The 16,782-nt window shown below is 74.3% G+C and carries 14 protein-coding genes; 9 read left to right on the forward strand and 5 right to left on the reverse strand.

The window, feature by feature from the left end; genetic code table 11:
- Positions 1-57 precede the first annotated feature (57 nt).
- The 3 genes from ACN27D_RS13705 (at position 58) to ACN27D_RS13715 (ending at position 2,899) form a co-directional block, all read left to right on the forward strand.
- Positions 58-588: a SigE family RNA polymerase sigma factor gene (locus ACN27D_RS13705; RefSeq protein ID WP_421499233.1), complete on the forward strand. Its 531-nt coding sequence runs from the start codon at positions 58-60 to the stop codon at positions 586-588.
- Positions 585-1,715 carry a hypothetical protein gene (locus ACN27D_RS13710; protein ID WP_421499234.1) on the forward strand — a complete coding sequence of 377 codons (1,131 nt, stop codon included), beginning with the start codon at positions 585-587 and terminating at the stop codon, positions 1,713-1,715. The genes ACN27D_RS13705 and ACN27D_RS13710 overlap by 4 nt, the downstream gene beginning before the upstream one ends.
- Positions 1,716-1,885: 170 nt before the next feature.
- Positions 1,886-2,899, forward strand: a complete 1,014-nt coding sequence (locus tag ACN27D_RS13715) for a hypothetical protein (RefSeq protein ID WP_421499235.1) — start codon at positions 1,886-1,888, stop codon at positions 2,897-2,899.
- 52 nt (positions 2,900-2,951) lie between these two features.
- On the opposite strand, the gene ACN27D_RS13720 is transcribed toward ACN27D_RS13715, so the two are convergent.
- Together ACN27D_RS13720 and ACN27D_RS13725 are read right to left on the reverse strand one after the other, a co-directional pair.
- Positions 2,952-4,355, reverse strand: a complete 1,404-nt coding sequence (locus ACN27D_RS13720) for a PQQ-like beta-propeller repeat protein (RefSeq protein WP_421499236.1) — start codon at positions 4,353-4,355, stop codon at positions 2,952-2,954.
- 19 nt (positions 4,356-4,374) lie between these two features.
- Complete coding sequence (locus tag ACN27D_RS13725) at positions 4,375-5,859, reverse strand: hypothetical protein (RefSeq protein WP_421499237.1); 1,485 nt, start codon at positions 5,857-5,859, stop codon at positions 4,375-4,377.
- A gap of 255 nt (positions 5,860-6,114) precedes the next feature.
- On the opposite strand from ACN27D_RS13725, the gene ACN27D_RS13730 reads away from it, so the two are divergent.
- From ACN27D_RS13730 to ACN27D_RS13740, 3 genes are read left to right on the forward strand one after another with little or no spacing between them, the layout of a single operon-like run.
- Complete coding sequence (locus ACN27D_RS13730; protein WP_120572474.1) at positions 6,115-6,885, forward strand: SGNH/GDSL hydrolase family protein; 771 nt, start codon at positions 6,115-6,117, stop codon at positions 6,883-6,885.
- A gap of 2 nt (positions 6,886-6,887) precedes the next feature.
- Positions 6,888-7,334: a hypothetical protein gene (locus ACN27D_RS13735; protein WP_357823348.1), complete on the forward strand. Its 447-nt coding sequence runs from the start codon at positions 6,888-6,890 to the stop codon at positions 7,332-7,334.
- Positions 7,335-7,374: 40 nt separating this feature from the next.
- Positions 7,375-8,277: a sulfurtransferase gene (locus ACN27D_RS13740; protein ID WP_121685746.1), complete on the forward strand. Its 903-nt coding sequence runs from the start codon at positions 7,375-7,377 to the stop codon at positions 8,275-8,277.
- Between the two features lie 84 nt (positions 8,278-8,361).
- Here ACN27D_RS13740 and ACN27D_RS13745 read toward each other — a convergent pair whose 3' ends face one another.
- Genes ACN27D_RS13745 through ACN27D_RS13755 form a run of 3 tightly spaced genes read right to left on the reverse strand, consistent with a single transcriptional unit; the run spans position 8,362 to position 10,698 of the window.
- Positions 8,362-9,555: a hypothetical protein gene (locus ACN27D_RS13745; protein ID WP_357823344.1), complete on the reverse strand. Its 1,194-nt coding sequence runs from the start codon at positions 9,553-9,555 to the stop codon at positions 8,362-8,364.
- Positions 9,552-10,082 (reverse strand): SigE family RNA polymerase sigma factor, encoded by a 531-nt coding sequence (locus ACN27D_RS13750; protein WP_184977550.1) that lies wholly within the window; start codon positions 10,080-10,082, stop codon positions 9,552-9,554. Before ACN27D_RS13750 ends, ACN27D_RS13745 begins: the two co-directional genes overlap by 4 nt.
- Before the next feature lie 16 nt (positions 10,083-10,098).
- Positions 10,099-10,698: a TetR family transcriptional regulator gene (locus ACN27D_RS13755; protein WP_121686476.1), complete on the reverse strand. Its 600-nt coding sequence runs from the start codon at positions 10,696-10,698 to the stop codon at positions 10,099-10,101.
- Between the two features lie 90 nt (positions 10,699-10,788).
- Here ACN27D_RS13755 and ACN27D_RS13760 point away from each other — a divergent pair, with 90 nt between their 5' ends.
- The 3 genes from ACN27D_RS13760 (at position 10,789) to ACN27D_RS13770 (ending at position 16,721) form a co-directional block, all read left to right on the forward strand.
- Complete coding sequence (locus tag ACN27D_RS13760) at positions 10,789-11,928, forward strand: FAD-dependent monooxygenase (RefSeq protein WP_421499238.1); 1,140 nt, start codon at positions 10,789-10,791, stop codon at positions 11,926-11,928.
- A 163-nt stretch (positions 11,929-12,091) separates the two neighbouring features.
- Entirely contained in the window at positions 12,092-13,885 is a 1,794-nt protein-coding gene (locus ACN27D_RS13765) for an HSP90 family protein (RefSeq protein ID WP_421499239.1), read from the forward strand.
- On the forward strand, positions 13,878-16,721 hold the full coding sequence (locus ACN27D_RS13770; RefSeq protein ID WP_421499240.1) for a hypothetical protein: 2,844 nt from the start codon (positions 13,878-13,880) through the stop codon (positions 16,719-16,721). Before ACN27D_RS13765 ends, ACN27D_RS13770 begins: the two co-directional genes overlap by 8 nt.
- Positions 16,722-16,782 lie beyond the last annotated feature (61 nt).

Raw genomic sequence — 16,782 nt, forward strand, 5'->3', positions numbered from 1 at the left:
CTGGCGTCTCGGAAGGCATCACGCTGATGCACCACCTGACCCCAAGGACCGGCTCGTGTGGACCCTCTCCTGAATGAGTTCGACCTGTTCGTCCGAACTCGCACCCCCGCGTTACTGCGATCCGCCTACCTGCTGACCGGCGACCAGCACCTGGCCGAGGATCTCGTCCAGTCCGCGCTCGCCCGTACCCACCGTGCCTGGAACCGGTTGCACGAGACCGGCAACGTGGAGGCGTACACCCGAAAGATCATGTACCACCTGCAGGTCTCCTGGTGGCGGCGCCGCCGGGTGGCCGAGTCGATGCCGGGCGACATGCCCGAGCCGCGCGGAGGCGACTCGACCCCCGACCACGCCCAGCAGACCACGCTCCGGCTGACCCTCCGGTCCGCGCTGGCCCGGCTGTCCGCCAAGCAACGGGCCGTGCTGGTCCTGCGGTTCTTCGAGGACCGCACCGAATCCGAGGCCGCCGAACTGCTCGGCGTGACCGTCGGCACCGTCAAGAGCCAGACCTCCAAGGCGCTGGCGAAGCTGCGCAGCGTGGCCCCGGAGCTCGCCGAGCTGTACGTCACGGAAGGAACCGCCCGATGAACCAGGACCGACTGCGTTTCGACCTGGCCGACCTGGCCGAGGAGGTCACCCCGGTCGACCTGCGTGACCGGGCGCTGCGTACCTCGCGGCGGCTCGGCATCCAGCGGGCCGTCGCCACCTCCGCCGCCGCACTCGTGGTGCTGGCCGCCGCGACCGGGACGGCACTGGCGATCCGGCCGAACAGCCAGGCGCCCGCACCGGCCGGCCCGTCGGTCACAGTCACCGCCCCGCCGGTCGAGCCGTCCCGTACGCCCTCCACCGACCCGTCCCGCACGTCGTCCGCCGACGCGAGCACCGCCACGGGTCAGGCGCAGTCGGCGCTGACCGGCACCCGCTACTACCTGGAGCAGACGTCCACCCGATCGCGGATCCACGAGGTCCGTGGCACCCGGGACCGGGTCGTCCACGAGGTCGTCCACGAGGCTGACTCTCGCTGCGAGGCCAACAGCGTCAGCATCTCCCCGGACGGCAAGCGGGTGGTGTGGGTGCAGGACAGCACCGACAACGCGAACGGGGTGCTGCTGATCGCCACCGTCGGAGAGAAGGGGGCGACGACCCTCGCGGAGGGGATCAGTTGCCTCGGTGCCCGGCCGCTGCGGTGGAAGGGCGACGACCTGTTGATGGTGCAGCGGAAGAACCGCCAGTCCGTGCTCTACGACGTGACGGCCAACAAGCAGGTCGTCGGCGACCCGGGCCAGGAGACCAAACGCTGCTGGTCCGCCGACGGCACCTGGCTGGCCGCCGAGTCGGACGGCAAGCCCTACGTCTCGGACACCACCGACCTGCGGCAGTACACCTACACCCCACCCGCGCAGGAGGCCGCGAAGTGGGGCGGCTGGGAGGCCCGCAGCGTGTCCACCGACGGCCGCTACGTGGCAGTGGGCTGGATCGGCACCGACCCGTCCCGCCGGGACGGCAGCTTCGCGGTGGTCGACACCAGGACCAGCAAGGTGGTCGACCTGCCCGGCACGGGCGAGGTGCGGAGCATCCTGTTCAGCGCCGACGGTACGGTGCTGCTGCGGCGCGGTACCGGCATCACGGTCCTCGACCGTGAGTTCAAGCCACTCCGCACGGTGACCGAGCCGGCCCCGACCCGGAGCCGGGCACTGCTGGCGTACGTGCCCTGAGCCGCCTCAGACAACCCCTACAGGCCCCTGGCGCTTCGTGCGCCGGGGGCCTGTCCGCGTCCGCCGACCCGGGCCGAAGTTCTTTCGATCAAGCGGCAACCATGCAGATCGAAACCGACGTCTGGGAGTGCATCAGAGACGCGCACCAACCAACCCCCGAGGATCGAATCGTGAACGTCATCGTCACCAGCGCCCGCGGACTACGTACCGTCGCCGCCCTCGCCGCCGCCGCGTTCGTCGCCGTGGGCGTGAGCGCCTGCGGCGACGGCGGGTCCACGCCGTCCGCCCCCGCAGCCGGGCAGTCGTCCGCCGCCGCACCGTCGTCCGCCGCCCCGAGCCCGTCGGACGCCTCCTCCGCCGCACTGCCCGGCACCCGGTACTACCTGTCGTTCGGCGAGCAGGCCGCGGAGGTGCACGTCGTCAAGGGCGGTACCGACCGGGTGAGCGCCAGCGTCCCGTACGGCGGCGGCGACTGCGTCCGGAACACCATCACCATCTCGCCGTACGGCGAGCGGCTGGCCTGGGTGGAGGGAGCGGCCGGAGCGGAGGCCGGCAAGCTCGTGACCACCCGGATCGACGGCAGCGACCGGGCCACCATCGCGGCGGAGCCGCCCTTCTCCGGCAAGGCGCCCTGCGACGGCGGCGACCCGCTCGTGTGGAACACCAACGACCGGGTGCTGGTGCAGCAGGACGGCCACATGGCGCTCATCGACCTGAGCAGCCGCAAGCCCGCCGACGGCGACGCCGGCAACGAGACTCTGAAGTGGTGGACGCCGGACGGCCGCAACTGGGCCGCCGTCTCCGAGGGCCGGCCGTACGCGACGACCGACCCGAAGGTGACGTTCTACCACTACACGCCGCCGGCGGCCCAGGCGGCCCGCTACGACGGCTGGCGGGTCCGCAGCGTCTCGGCGGACGGCCGGTACGTGGCCGTCGGTTGGATCAACAAGGACGAGACCCGCAACGACGGGAGCTTCGCGGTGGTCGACACCAGGACCAGCAAGGTGGTCGACCTGCCCGGCACGGGCGAGGTACGGAGCATCCTGTTCAGCACCGACGGCACGGTGCTGGTCCGGCGCGACAACGGCATCAGCGTGCTGGACAAGCGTTTCCAGCCGGTCGGGACGGTGACCGAGCCGGCCGGGCTGAGCGGGGCGCCGCTGCTGGCTTACGTGCCTGCCTGACGACAGGCGACGCGGGGCGGGTCACCGGCGGGTGGCCCGCCCCGCGTCGTACTCAGCGCAGGACGGTGATCGCCGCGTCCGCGGTGACGTGCTTCCACGGCACCAGCACCACTGTGCCGTCGCGCTCCAGCACCTTCGCGTCGCTGCCCTCGGTGCCGGCCGACAGCGGCGCCTCGGCCAGCACGCTCACCGCGCCGGTGGCCGGGTCGATGCGGACCAGCCGCGGGGCGAGATCCCGCCGGTCGCCCACCTCCCACGCCAGCACGCCCTGCTCGTCGAGGCGGATGAGTTCCACCTCGCCGTCGGTGTGCCCGGCCGACACCCAGCGCCGCTTGCCGGTGGCCAGGTCGATCGCCACCACCTGGTTGGCCTGGCGCATCTTGCCGCCGACGTTCGTCGCCTCGGTGGGCAGGTAGAGCGTGTCCGCGTCGGCCAGGTACGGCCGGATCTCCGGCCCGCTGACCGTGTTGGAGCGGTTGATCGGAAGGTCGCTGAACCGCGTACCGTCGACGGGGTTGCCGAACGTGGCCCGCGCCTTGCCGGCGGCGTCGCGCGCGACGAACGTCTCGCTGACCAGGCCGGGCAGGCTGACCAGCGGGTCGACGCTCAGCACCCCGGCGCTCTGCTGCGCGGCGGGCAGTTTCTGCTGCCAGCGCGGCTTGCCGGTGGCCGGGTCCAGGCCGAGCAGCGCGCCCTGGTCGCCGTCACAGCGCGCGGTGACCACCGCCTGCGTCCCGGCGGCCTGCGCCTGGGTCAGACGGCAGTCGCGACCGGGCAGCAGCCGGTCGGCGTCGGTCTGCCACAGCCGCTTGCCGTCGGCCAGCGAGTAGCCGAGAACGCTCTCGCCGCTGCGCACGACCACCTGCCCGGCGGCCACGGACAGGTCCGGGGCGACGATCTCGGACCGGCCCGTCCGGCGTTCGACCGGGAACGTGGCCCGCCACGTCTGCGTGCCGCCGGCCGCGTCGAAACCGACGAGCGTGTCGCAGGAGTCGGCGGAACCGAGCGCCACCACACCCCGCCCCTCGGCCAGCGTCTGGGCGGCCGCGCACAGCGAGGACGCCTGCGGCGCGGGCACGCCCCACGCCTGGGCGCCGTCGCCGAGCCGGTAGGCGATGATCCCGTCCGGCTGGGCCCGGACCACGGCGTCACCGACCAGCCAGGCGCCGAACATGTCCTGCCCGTCGTACGTCTTCAGCCCGTTGCGCTGCCGCTCCGGGAAGTCCAGCACCCACGCGGTGCGCAGCTTCTTCCCGTCGTCGTCACCGCCGCCGACCAGCCGGGACACGCCGTAGGCGGTGCCGCCCGCGACCGCGAGCACCGCCACCAGGCCACCGGCGACGAGCAACGCCATGCGCCCGCGCCGCTTCGGCGCCGACGGCGGCGCACCGGCCGGACCCGGCCGGCCCACCGGCGGGTACGCGGGCGGCGGGTACTGCTGGTGCTGATAGGTCATCGGTCGTCTCCCGTTTCCGTCAGCCGTCCAGTTCGCGGACGTAGTCGGCCCAGCCGGCCCGGAACTCGTCGAGCGACACGCCGAGCACGTCCCGGGCGGCGCGGTCGGTCGGGGTGCCGGCGTAGACCGCCTCGACGAAGCGGAACAGCTTCGGCTCGCCGTGCTTCTCGGCGAGGTGGTTCATCGCGGTGTGCCCGAGCCAGTAGTGGAAGGTCAGCATCCCGGGGTTGTCCCAGTCGCTGTTGCCGGGCAGCGCGCCGTTCCAGCCGTTGCGGACCATCTGCCGCGACGGCGCGGTACGGTCGCTGGCGGCCAGCGGGCGGCCGTGGAAGGCGATGTACTCGGCGAAGCCCTCCACCACCCACTCGTCGAGCTTGCTGAACTCGTCCACGGCGGCCAGGTCGGTGCGGAGTGTCATCAGGGAGTGCGCGATCTCGTGCCGCAACACCATGTGGGCGTCGTTGTCGCCGCCGGAGCGGGTGAAGTAACGATCGCTGGTGTCCACCACGACGCGGGTGCCGCCGATCGTGTCCTTGCCGTCCTTGCGTTCGGCGGCGACCATGCCCACCGAGTAGCCCGCCTCGGTGGCCTTCTCGGTGCCGATCCGGTAGAGCGAGGTCATCTCGTCCTTGCCGTGGGCGAGCGTGACGACGAACTTGTCCGACAGCGGCTCGGGCGGCGCGTTGGCCCGCCACACGGCCAGGTTGCTCGTCACCGCCTTGTCGACGGCCGGGGCGTACCGCCTCGCCACGCCGGCCCGGGCCGCGTCGGTGATGATCAGGGCGAACGGGGTCCGCTCGACGTGGATCTCCTGCCACTTGTCCCACGGCCCGGGGTAGTAGACGGTCTTCGAGTCGCCGTTGCCGCCGGCCGGCGCGCCGGTCACCGCGGTGACCTGGATGGGCGCGTCCTTGCCGGCGCGGACGATCGTCCAGCGGTACCACTCGGCGACCGGTGCCAGGTCGAAGCCGTCCAGCTGGTGCACGAAGGAGACGTCGAGCTGGAACGTGATGCCCTGCCCGAAGGTGTCGCTCACGCGGCCCTGCTTCTCGATCATCTCGTAGCGGGCCACCGACAGCGGCAGCTTCGCCAGGTTGCGGAACAGCTGGGCCTGCCCGGTGACGAGCTCCTTACGGGCCGGGTCGAACGCGGCCAGGTAGCCGTCCAGGTCCTTCGCCGCCAGCGCCGTGCTGTGCCGGTCGAGCAGGGCGGTCAGCTCGGCGTCCGTGACGGTGACGCCGTTCGCGCCGGCCGCCGCCTTCGGCGCCGGGCCGTCCTCGTCGTCGCCGCGCATGCCCAGCCCGACGCCGACCGCCGTGCCGGCGCAGACCGCCAGCGCGAGCGCGCCCGCAGCGAGCCCGATCCAGAGCCCACGGCGGGACTTCGGTGCCGGGGGCGGCGGCCCCCACGGCCCCGGCTGCGCGGGCGGCGGTGCCGCGCCGTACCGGGGGTCGGCGTTGCCGGGCGGTGGCCAGCCCGCCGCCGGTGGGTGCCCCTGCGTCATGTGGTTCCTCGCTCGTGCCGGGTGCGGGACCGGCCGGACGGTTTTCGCACAGCCGGATGACGGCAGACATCATCCCCGGTCCGGGCGACGGATTCTGCCCCGCCGGACGTGTCGGACGGATTTGTCCCGCCGGGTGGCGCTCGTGAACAGGACGTCGAGACATCCGCCACGTCCGGCGTCCAGGGCCAGCGGGACCGGCCCGCGCGGTGACAGACTGTGCGACGCACTTCTGCCGGGACGTCTGAGGGAGGCGCCGTGCGCTGGCGCAGCTACGTGGCGGTGGGCGACAGCTTCACCGAGGGCATGGACGACGCATATCCGGACGGCAGCTACCGGGGCTGGGCCGATCTGGTCGCCACCCGCCTCGCCGCCGAGGCCGGTCCCGACTTCGGGTACGCCAATCTGGCCATCCGGGGCCGGCTGTTCCCGAACGTGGTGGCCGAGCAGGTGCCCGCCGCGCTGGCGATGAAGCCCGACCTGATCAGCTTCGCGGCCGGCGGCAACGACGTGCTGCGCCGCAGCTTCGACGCGGACGCGTTCGTCCCCCGCTTCGACGCGGTCGTGCAGCGGCTGCGGTCCGGCGGCAGCGACGTGGTGCTGTTCCGGTTCGCCGACGTGATGTCCCGGCTGCCCGGCCAGCGCATGATGGCCCCGCGCGTGGCGCTGCTCAACCGGGTGGTCGGCGAGGTGGCCGAGCGGCACGGCGCGATCCTGGTCGACCTGTACGCCGACGACACCTACCTCAACCCGCTGCTCTGGAGCACCGACCGGATTCACCTGTCCGCGGAGGGCCACCGCCGGGTCGCCGCGCAGGTGCTCACCGCGCTCGGCGTCGGCTGCGAGGAGGAGTGGCTGCTGGTGCCGCCGCACCCGGCGCCCAGCCCGTGGCTCGCCGCGCGCGCCGCCGACCTGCGGTGGGCCGGCAAGCACCTGGCGCCGTGGATCAAGCGCCGGCTGACCGGGCGGTCCTCCGGCGACTTCATCACCGCGAAACGGCCGGTGCTCGGGCCGGTCGAGGCCGACTGAGCGTGCGTACGGTCCACGCCGCCGACCTGCTGCGGCTGACCGTCGACGACCCGCCCCGCGCCGGGCTGGCGGTCGTGGTCGCCGGTGACCGGGTCGAGGCGATCGTGCCGGCGGCCGAGCTGTCCGGCGCGTACCCCGGAGTGCGGGTGCGGCGGTGGGCCGGCACGCTCGGGCCGGCGCTCGTGCACGACGGCCCGTTGCCCCCGGCGCCCACGCCCCGCGAGCGGGTGCACGCGCTGTTCCGGCTCGGCGCCGCCGCGGTGCTCGACGACCATGTCACCGATCCCGCACTGCGGTCCGCCGCGGCCCGTAACGACGTGGCGGTGCTGCCGGTCGCCCGGCCGCCCGCGCTGGTGACCGGCGGGCGGGCCGACCTCGCCGTGTTCGGCCCGGACGGCTCCTGCCTGGCGACAGTGGTCGCGGGCCGGCTGGTACACCGCCGCGCCTGACCGGCACCGCACTCCACTGATCCGGCGTACCTTGGGGATCATGCCTGTGCCGAGCGATCCGCATCCCCACCTCCAGTCGTACGCCGACCCGCAGCGCCTCGTCACCACCGAGTGGCTGGCCGAGCACCTGGGCGACGAAGGGCTCGTGGTGGTCGAGTCCGACGAGGACGTGCTCCTCTACGACACCGGCCACATCCCCGGCGCCGTCAAGGTCGACTGGCACACCGAACTCAACGACCAGGTCACCCGCGACTACCTGGACGCCGCGAGCTTCGCCGAGCTGTGCGCGGCCAAGGGCATCGGGCGGGACGACACGGTCGTCTTCTACGGCGACAACTTCAACTGGTGGGCGGCGTACGCCCTCTGGGTCTTCTCCCTCTTCGGTCACGCGGACGTGCGGCTGCTCGACGGCGGCCGGCAGAAGTGGATCGCCGAGGGGCGGGAGCTGACCCGGGACAAGGTGAGCCGGCCCCGCGCCTCGTACCCGGTGCCGGAGCGCAACGACGCGCCGATCCGCGCGTACCGGGAACAGGTCATGGCGCACGTGGCGGCCGGCCGGCCGCTCGTGGACGTGCGGTCGCCCGGCGAGTACACCGGCGAGATGCTGCACATGCCGGACTACCCGCAGGAGGGCGCGCTGCGCGGCGGGCACATCCCGGGCGCGGTGAGCAAGCCGTGGAAGTCCGCCGCGAACGACGACGGCACGTTCAAGTCCGCCGACGAGCTGCGCGCCATCTACGCCGACCAGCTCGGGCTGAGCCCGTCCGACGACGTGGTGGCGTACTGCCGGATCGGTGAGCGGTCCAGCCACACCTGGTTCGTGCTGCACCACCTGCTCGGGTTCCCGCAGGTGCGCAACTACGACGGCTCGTGGACCGAGTGGGGCAACCTGGTCCGGGCGCCCGTCGTGAAGGGCGACCAGCCCGGCGGCCTGACCCGCTGAGCGTCCGGCCGGTCCCGCCGTCACCGCGCGGCGGGACCGGCCGCGTTCCGCTCGGCTCCGCTCGGCGGGACCGGCCGGGACCGGTCAGCCGGCGGCGATCGACAGCCGCCCGGGGACGTTGCTCGCCACCCAGTCGACAGCGCCGGTCTCCGGCCGCCACCGGGCCAGCCCGGCGTCGTAGCGGAGCAGCAGTGCGCCGTCGGCGGTCCAGCCGTACACCTCGCAGCACCCCTTCGCCCGGTCCTCGCGGCCCAGGTCGAGCAGGCGGGTCACCGCCCCGGTGCGGGCGTCGAGCACCGCCACGCCCTCGGCTCCGATCATCGTGCCGGCGGCGCCCGCGGTGGTGGTCCACCCGGCCTGGCCGATCCGGTCGCCGCGCTGCCAGCCCCGCCCGTAGACCTCGTTCACCTGGTAACCGGGGGGAAGCTCCCCGGTGGTCACCGGCCGCCGCTCCGGCGCGCCACCGGAGGCGGGGAACCGGCGTACGGTCAGGCCGCCGTCCCCGGACCAGCCGCCCACTGTGAACAGGTCGCCGGGCCGGGCCGGCTCGGGCACGACGAGCGTCCAGGGGTCGACCGGGAGCTTCCGTGCCGATCCGGTGCGCCGGTCCAGTTCGTACGCGGTGTCGTTGTCGCCGACCACCAGCCGGTCCCCGGCCCAGACCACGTGCTCCAGGTAGCCGGTGAGCGGGTAGCGGCGCACCGCGCCGTCGGTGAGGCCGACCACGACGACCTCGCCGGTCTGCGCGAACGCGGCGGTCCGGCCGTCCGGCGACAGGCTGCCCGGCTTGAGCGGAGCGGCCTCGTTGCCCCCGGCGTCGCGGGTGGGTGCGAGCGTCACCACGTCGAGTTCCCGGACCATGCCGTCGTCACCCAGCACCCGGACCGGGCCGGCCTCGCCGGTCTCCGGGTCGATCGGCTGATACAGCGCCAGCGCCCGGCGCACCGGGCGGTCGGACAGGCCGTAGGCGACCCGGTCGCCGAGCCGGCCCAGCGGGTCGCCCGCCTGTCCGAGCCGGTCCGGGGGCCGCTGCACCACCGGCGCGCTCGGTGCCGAGGTCACAGTCGGGCGGGCCGGTGTGGCGGGGGGCGGGCCGGCGCGGTGCAGCAGTGCCGTCGTACCGCCGCCGAGCAGGACCACGGCGACGGCCGCGGCGCCGGCGGCCCGGCGGGCGCGGCGGACCCGCCCGGCCCGGTCCCATCCGGTCTCGGCCGGCCGGGTCGGCCGGATCTCCTCGGCGGCCCGGGTCAGCAGCCGGGTCAGCTCGGGCTCGTTCACGGGCTCGCCTCCATCCCGGTCACCAGGTCGTCTCCGGACGTGCCGGGGGCGGGTACGACGTCGCGCAGCCGGCGCAACGCGTCGTGGCACTGGCTCTTGACCGTGCCGACGGTGACGCCGAGCGCCTCGGCGGTGGCGACCTCGGTCAGATCCTCGAAGTAGCGCAGCACCACGACGGCCCGCTGGCGTGGCGGCAGCCGGTCCAGCGCCGCGCGCACGGTGAGCCGCAGCGCGGCGTCGGCGTCGGCGCCCGGCCGGTCCGGCGGGTACGCGCTGAGCCACTCCCGCCGCCGGCGTCGCCACCAGGAGACGGCGTCGCGGTAGAGGATGGCGCGCACGTACGCGGCCGGGTCGCCGTCGCGCACCGACGACCAGCGCAGCGCCAGCTTGAGCAGCGCGTCCTGGAGCAGGTCCTCGGCCTGGTGGCGGTTCCCGCAGATCAGGTACGCGGCGCGCAGCAGCCGGTGCTGGTGCGCCTCGACGAAGGCGAGGTAGTCCGCGCGCCCGTCGTCCGCGTCGCGCCCCATCCGGCTCCTCCCTCCGTCACCCGCCAGACGCGCGGGACGGGGGCAAAGGTTGGGTCAGGTAGCGCTGAATCGTCGGGCCGACCCAGGTGGCCAGTTCCTCCGGGTCGAGGTCCACCACCGGTGGCAGCCGGACGACGTACCGGGTGAGCGCGAGACCGAGGATCTGGCTGGCCACCAGGCCGGCCCGGCGGGCGGCGGTCGCCGGGTCGGCAACGCAACTGGCCACCGCTGTGGCGAGCTGGCCGGCGAAGACGCCGCGCATCCGTTCGGCCGCGCCGGGGTTGGTGGCGGCGGCCCGGAGCAGGGCGACGAGTGTCCCGTCCGCCTCCCAGCGGCGCACGAAGTGCCGGGTCAGTGTCTCGCCGAGCCGGTCCGGCGGCACCTCGGCCAGGTCGGGCAGGCGCAGGTCGAACTCGGCCGCCGCGGCGAAGAGTCCCTCCTTGCTGCCGTAGTAGCGCATCACCATCGAGGGGTCGATGCGGGCGTCGGCGGCGATGGCCCGGATGGTGGCCCGGTCGTAGCCGTCGGTGGCGAAGCGTTCCCGGGCGGCGCGCAGGATGGCCGCCCGGGTGGCGTCCGAGCGGCGGGCGCGGGTGGCGGGTTCGGTCACGTCCACGACTGTATGCCAACACGTGTTGACATCGGCTCTACAGTGAAGCCAACAAGCGTTGGCAAACAGTTGTTGACCCGACCCGGAGGTGGAACGATGCTGCCCGAACGCACTGACGTCCTCGTGGTGGGAGCCGGGCCGACCGGCCTGGCCGTGGCGGTGACGCTGGCCGGGCACGGCGTGACCGCGACAGTCGTCGACCGGCTCGCCGAGCCGCCGGTCACGTCGCGCGCCGCGGTCGTGCACGCCGGCACCCTGGAGGTGCTGGACCGGATCGGGATCGCCGCGCCGCTCGCCGCCCGAGGGCTGCGCTCGGCCCGGTTCAGCGTCCGCGACCGGGACCGGGTGCTGCTCACCGTCCCCTTCGACCGGTTGCCGTCGCGTTACCCGTACGCGCTGCTGATCTCGCAGGCCGAGACCGAGGCGGTGCTCACCGACCGGCTCACCGCGCTCGGCGGGCGCGTGCTGCGGCCGTACGAGATGACCGGGCTGGACCTCGACGGCGACGGCGCCGTCGCGCGCTTCGACGGCGGCCGCGCGGTCCGGGCGCGCTGGGTCGTCGGTGCGGACGGGATGCACAGCCGGGTCCGCGAACTCGCCGGCATCGGCTTCGGCGGCCCGGCCGACCCCGGGGAGTCGTTCCTGCTCGCCGACGTCCACGTGGACAGCACGCTGCCGCGCGACCAGGTGAGCCTCTTCCTGTCCCGGCAGGGCCCACTGGTCTGGGCGCCGCTGCCCGACGGCACGGTCCGGCTGGTCGCCACGGTGGACGACGCGCCGCGCGACCCGCAGGCGCACCACTTCCAGGCGCTGCTCGACGAGCGCGGTCCGGCGCGCCGGCCGGACCGGGTCACCGGCATGGCGTGGTCGTCCCGGTTCCGCATCCACCACCGGATCGCGAGCACGTACCGCTCCGGCCCGATGCTGCTCGCCGGGGACGCGGCGCACGTGCACAGCCCCGCCGGTGGGCAGGGGATGAACCTCGGCCTGCGGGACGCGGTCGCCCTCGGCGACGCGCTCGCCGCCGGGCCGCAGGCCCTCGACGGGTACGCCGCCGACCGCCGCCCCCTCGCCGAGGAGGTGCTGGGTTTCGCCGCCGGCCTGACCCGGCTCGCCGCCGCCCCGCCGCCACTCCGCCCGCTACGCAACCTGCTGCTCCGCCTCGTCTCCACAGTGCCCCCGGCCCGGAACCGAATCGCCACTCGCCTCGCCGGCTTCGAACCCTCACCCCGTTGATCTTGCAGTTGCGGCCCTTGTCTGGTCCTTTTTGTGCGTGTTCGCCTGGGCGGAAACTGCAAGATCGGTGAGGAGGTGGGCGGGAGGGGAGGGGTGAAACGGGACGGACACTGTCGGCGCTGACCGGTACGGTGAGCGCCGAAAATCCGAACCGGGAGCGCGATTGGACCGCACCTTCCAGGTGGACCTCCGTGGCGTGGTCGACCTGCTCAGTCATCACCTCTACGGCAGTCCGCGGGTGTACGTGCGCGAGCTGCTCCAGAACGCCGTCGACGCGATCACCGCACGGCGGTCCGCCGAGCCGGAAGCCCCGGCGCGGGTCCGCATCGAGCCGCCGGAACTGACCGGCGACGGGACGCTGCGCGTGCACGACACCGGCATCGGCCTGACCGAGGCGCAGGTGCACGAGCTGCTCGCCACCATCGGCCGCAGCTCCAAGCGCGACGAGCTGGGCTTCTCCCGGCACGAGTTCCTCGGCCAGTTCGGCATCGGCCTGCTCTCCTGCTTCCTGGTGGCGGACGAGATCCGGGTGGTCACCCGGCACGCCGACGAGCCCACAGTGCTCTGGACGGGCTGGTCCGACGGGCGGTACGCGGTGCGGCTCGCCGAGCCGGAGCAGGCCCGGGACGAGCCCGGCACCACAGTCACGCTGGTGCCCCGGCGCGACGCCGACCAGTGGCTCGGCGTACCCACCGTCACCGAGCTGGCCCGCCTCTACGGCGGCCTGCTGCCGGTCGACGTCCGGGTCGGTGACACGCCGACCACCTCCGGCCCGCCGCCGTGGCCGACCACACCCGGTGCGCCGGTGGACCGGGCCGCGCTCCAGCGGTACGCGCAGGAGCTGCTCGGGTTCGTCCCGTTCGACGTGGTGCCGCTGTCGGTGCCCGAGGCCGGCCTCACCGGCGTGGCGTTCATCCTGCCCGCCGCGGTGAACCCGGCCGCCCGGGCCGGGCACCGGGTCTACCTCAAGCGGATGCTGCTCAGCGAGCACGCCGACGGGCTGCTGCCCGAGTGGGCCTTCTTCGCCCACTGCGTGGTCGACGCCAGTGAGCTGCGCCCCACCGCCAGCCGCGAGGCGCTCTACGAGGACACGCTGCTCACCTCCGTCCGGGAGGCGCTCGGCGACCAGATCCGCGGCTGGCTGGTCCGGCTCGCCAAGCACGACCCGCGCCGGCTCGGCGAGTTCCTCCAGGTGCACCACCTGGGGGTCAAGGCGCTCGCGATGCACGACGACGAGATGCTGCGGCTGGTCGACCAGTGGTGGCCGATGGACACCAACGTCGGCACGCTCACGCTCGCCGAGTTCCGGCAGCGGCACGGCGTGCTCCGGTACGCCGCCAGCCTGGACGAGTTCCGCCAGCTCGCCGCCGTGGCCGCCGCGCAGGACCTGGCAATGGTCAACGCCGGCTACACGTACGACACCGAGCTGATCGAGCGGCTGCCCACCGTGGACCGGTCGGTGCTGATCGAACGGCTGGAGCCGAGCGACCTCACCACCCGGTTCGAGATCCTCGACCCGGCGACCGAGCTGGCCCTGCGGCCGTTCCTCACCGCCGCGCAGCGGGCCCTGGAACGGCTCGGCTGCGAGGTCGTGATCCGGGCGTACGACCCGGTCTCGCTGCCGGCGCTCTACCTGGTGTCCCGGTCGGCCGCGTTCCACGACCAGCTCGCCGCCAGCCGGGACAAGGCCGACGAGCTGTGGGGCGGCGTGCTCGACGCGCTCGCCGCCTCCGCCCCGCCGGACCGGCCGCAACTCGTGCTCAACCACCGCAACCCGCTGGTCCGCCGGGTCACCACGCTCGCCGACCCGGAGCTGGTCGGGCTGGCCGTCGAGGCGCTCTACGGGCAGGCCCTGCTGCTCGGGCACCACCCGATCCGGGCGGCCGACGCCGCACTGCTGAACAGTTCCTTCCTCGGCCTGCTGGGCCGGGCCGTACCGGGAGAGACCCGTGACTGACGACGACCTCTGGCGGATGCACCACGAGATCGAATCCATGCCGTACGGCCCGGGACAGATCGCCGCACTGGAACAGTTGCTGCGCCGCGCCGACGCGGGCGACGACCGGCACCTCGCCTTCGCCGCCCGGGTCACCGGCACCACGGCGTACGTCTACGGCGGCGAACCGGCGAAGTCCTTCGTCACGTTCTCCTGGTGCCTGGCCGAGTACGACAAGGATCCGCAGCCCTACCACCAGCGCTACACGCACCAGCTGCTCTGGTTCTTCAAGTACATGGTCAACGCCATGGTGAAGTTCCCGGAGCTGCCGCTGGACCGGACGTACGCGGTGCTCGACGACATGGAACGGCGCTACCGCGACTCCGGGCACTCGCTCCAGGCCGTCTACAAGCACCGCTACCTGGTGGCCGCGCACCTGGGCGACGACGAGGCGGCGGAGCAGTGGTACCGCAAGTGGATGACCACGCCCCGCGACGCGCTGTCGGACTGCGCCGGCTGCGACCCGACCACGCAGGTCGCGCACCTGGTGCGGCACGGCCGGCACGAGGAGGCGGTGGCGCTGGCCGAGCCGGTGCTCGCCGGGCGGCTGACCTGTAGCGAGCAGCCGCAGGGGATCCTCACCGCGCTGCTCACGCCCTACCGGGAGACCGGCCGGGGCGACGCCGCGCGGGACGCGCACCGGGAGGCGTACCGGCGGGTGCGCGGCAACCTGGCCGACCTGTGGGACATCGCCGACCACGTCGAGTTCTGCACCGTGACCGGCAACGAGGCCCGCGCGCTGGAGCTGGTCGAGCGGCACCTGGACTGGCTGGACCGGGCGCCCACCCCGGCTGCCGCGATGCACTTCGCGGCAGCCGCCTCGGCGGCGCTGCGTCAGGTGCCGGCCGAGCTGACGGTGCACCGCCGCGCCTCCGGCGAGCGGCCGGCCGCGGACGTGCCGGCGGGCGCGCTCGCCGACGAGCTGGCCGCGACGGCGACCGCGCTGGCCGAGCGCTTCGACGCGCGCAACGGCACCACGCACCAGTCCGGGTTGATCGCCCGCAAGTTGGCGGCCGGGCCGGTCGGTGAGCATCTGCCGCTGTCCGCGAGCCTGCGCCGCCCGGCGGTGCCCGCGCCGCGTACCGGCCCGGACGCTCCGGCGCCCTCCGCGCAGCCGGTCACCGTGCCGGCCGACGCCGGTGCCGACGAGCTGCTCGCGCTGGCCGAGGAGTGCTGGCGCACCAACCGCCGGGACGGGCTGGTCGCCGCGTTGCGCGCGTACGACGAGCGGTTCGGCGACGCGGACCTGCCCCCGACCACCCGGGCCTGGCGGCTGGAGCTGCGGGCCGGCGAGCTGTCCCAGGACGACGACGGCGTACCGGTGGCGATCGAGGTCAACCGGGAGGCGCTGGCCGCGTGGCGGGAGGTGCCGGACCCGCTGCGCGCCCAGGTGGTGGCCGGGCGGCTCGGTGTGCTGCTCAGCATGGCCGAGGAGAGCGCGGACGAGGGCCTGGCCCTGGCCCGGGAGTCGGCCGACTACCTGACCGAGCACGGCGGGCCGCGTGACCGGGCCGCCGGCTGGGACCGCCTCGCCCTGGCCCACGTGCACGGCGAGCGGTGGGCGGAGGCGCTCGACGCGCTCGACCGGGCGGAGGCGGAGGCGGACGCCGATCCGTGGCTGGCCGGGCGGGTCGCGCTGCACCGCACGCACGTGCTGGAGCAGCTCGAACGGGCCGAGGAGTTCCGGGACGCGGCGGCGCGGTCCCGCCGGCTGGCGGGCGAGCTGGGCGACGCCGAGATGCTCACCGGCGCCTGCCTGGCGTACGCCCGCGCCACCGACGATCCGGCCGACGCGGTGGCCGCCTGTGAGGAGGCGCTGTCCGTGGCACCGGCCGGTGCGCACCTGCCGCTGCGGGTGACCCGGGGCCGGGCGCTGATGGCCGCCGACCGGGCCGGCGAGGCGGTGGAGGATCTGGCCGAGGCGGTCACCCTCTGCGTCGAGCAGGGGCTGGAGGGCGACGCGCTGCTGCGCTGGGAGCTGGCCGAGGCGTACCGGGTGGCCGGGCGGCTGGCCGAGGCCGCCGAGGTGGCCGAGGAGGCGGTGCTCGGGCTCGACCGGGCCGGTGCGCAGGCCGAGGCGGACCGGTGCCGGCACCTGCTGTCGGGCATCTACGCGGGGCTCGGCGAGACGGATCTGGCGCTCGCGGTGCTCGACACGCTGGCCGAGAACCTGGACGGGCCGGACAATCTCCCCCACCGGGCGCAGGTGCTGGAGGAGTCCGGTGGCCTGCTCTACGACGCCGACCGGGACGCCCTGGCCGCGCAGCGGTTCGCGGCGGCGGCGACCGCCTGGCGGCTCGCCGGCTACCAGGTGGACGAGTTGCGGGCCCGGCGGCGGGAGCTGCTCGCCCTGCACTGGTCCGGTGACCTGCCGGCCGCGGTGGCCGCGATCGAGCGGGTGGACGAGGCAGCGGCCGCGCTGCCGGTCGGCGCCGACGAGCCGCCGGTGGTCACGTACGAGCGGGCGATGGCCGCCGACGCGGTGGCCCGGGTGCTGATCGGCGAGGACCGGCTCACCGCCGCGCTGGACCGGGTGGACGGCGTGCCGGAGCGCCTGCGGTCGATCGAGGCGTTCGGCGAGGCCGCCCAGGTCGAGGTGCTGACCGGCGAGCTGCTGCTGCGTGACGGCCGGCCGGAGCAGGCCGAAGGGCTGCTGCGCCCGGTCCTCGGCGGGCTGCCCACCGGTTCCCGCCCGGCCACGCAGGCCGCCTGGCTGCTGGCCCGCGCGCTCGACGAGCAGGGCCGGGAGGCCGATGCGGCGAAGGTCCGCGCCGACCACGGCATCGAGGAGGACTGACGCGACGGGCTGGGGCAACCGTTGGGTAACCGCGGCTGCCCCAGCTCGAACGCGAGGTCTA

Origin of the sequence: Micromonospora sp. WMMD1274 (genome assembly GCF_049179035.1) — a bacterium.
GTDB classification, from domain to species: Bacteria; Actinomycetota; Actinomycetes; order Mycobacteriales; family Micromonosporaceae; genus Micromonospora; species Micromonospora tulbaghiae.

Excerpts from the sequence above, each read along its gene's own strand:
- ACN27D_RS13720 (WP_421499236.1), bottom strand. The coding sequence starts at position 4,355 with ATGACCTATCAGCACCAGCAGTACCCGCCGCCCGCGTACCCGCCGGTG.
- ACN27D_RS13725 (WP_421499237.1), bottom strand. The coding sequence starts at position 5,859 with ATGACGCAGGGGCACCCACCGGCGGCGGGCTGGCCACCGCCCGGCAAC.
- ACN27D_RS13740 (WP_121685746.1), top strand. The coding sequence starts at position 7,375 with ATGCCTGTGCCGAGCGATCCGCATCCCCACCTCCAGTCGTACGCCGAC.
- ACN27D_RS13760 (WP_421499238.1), top strand. The coding sequence starts at position 10,789 with ATGCTGCCCGAACGCACTGACGTCCTCGTGGTGGGAGCCGGGCCGACC.
- ACN27D_RS13710 (WP_421499234.1), top strand. The coding sequence starts at position 585 with ATGAACCAGGACCGACTGCGTTTCGACCTGGCCGACCTGGCCGAGGAG.
- ACN27D_RS13750 (WP_184977550.1), bottom strand. The coding sequence starts at position 10,082 with ATGGGGCGCGACGCGGACGACGGGCGCGCGGACTACCTCGCCTTCGTC.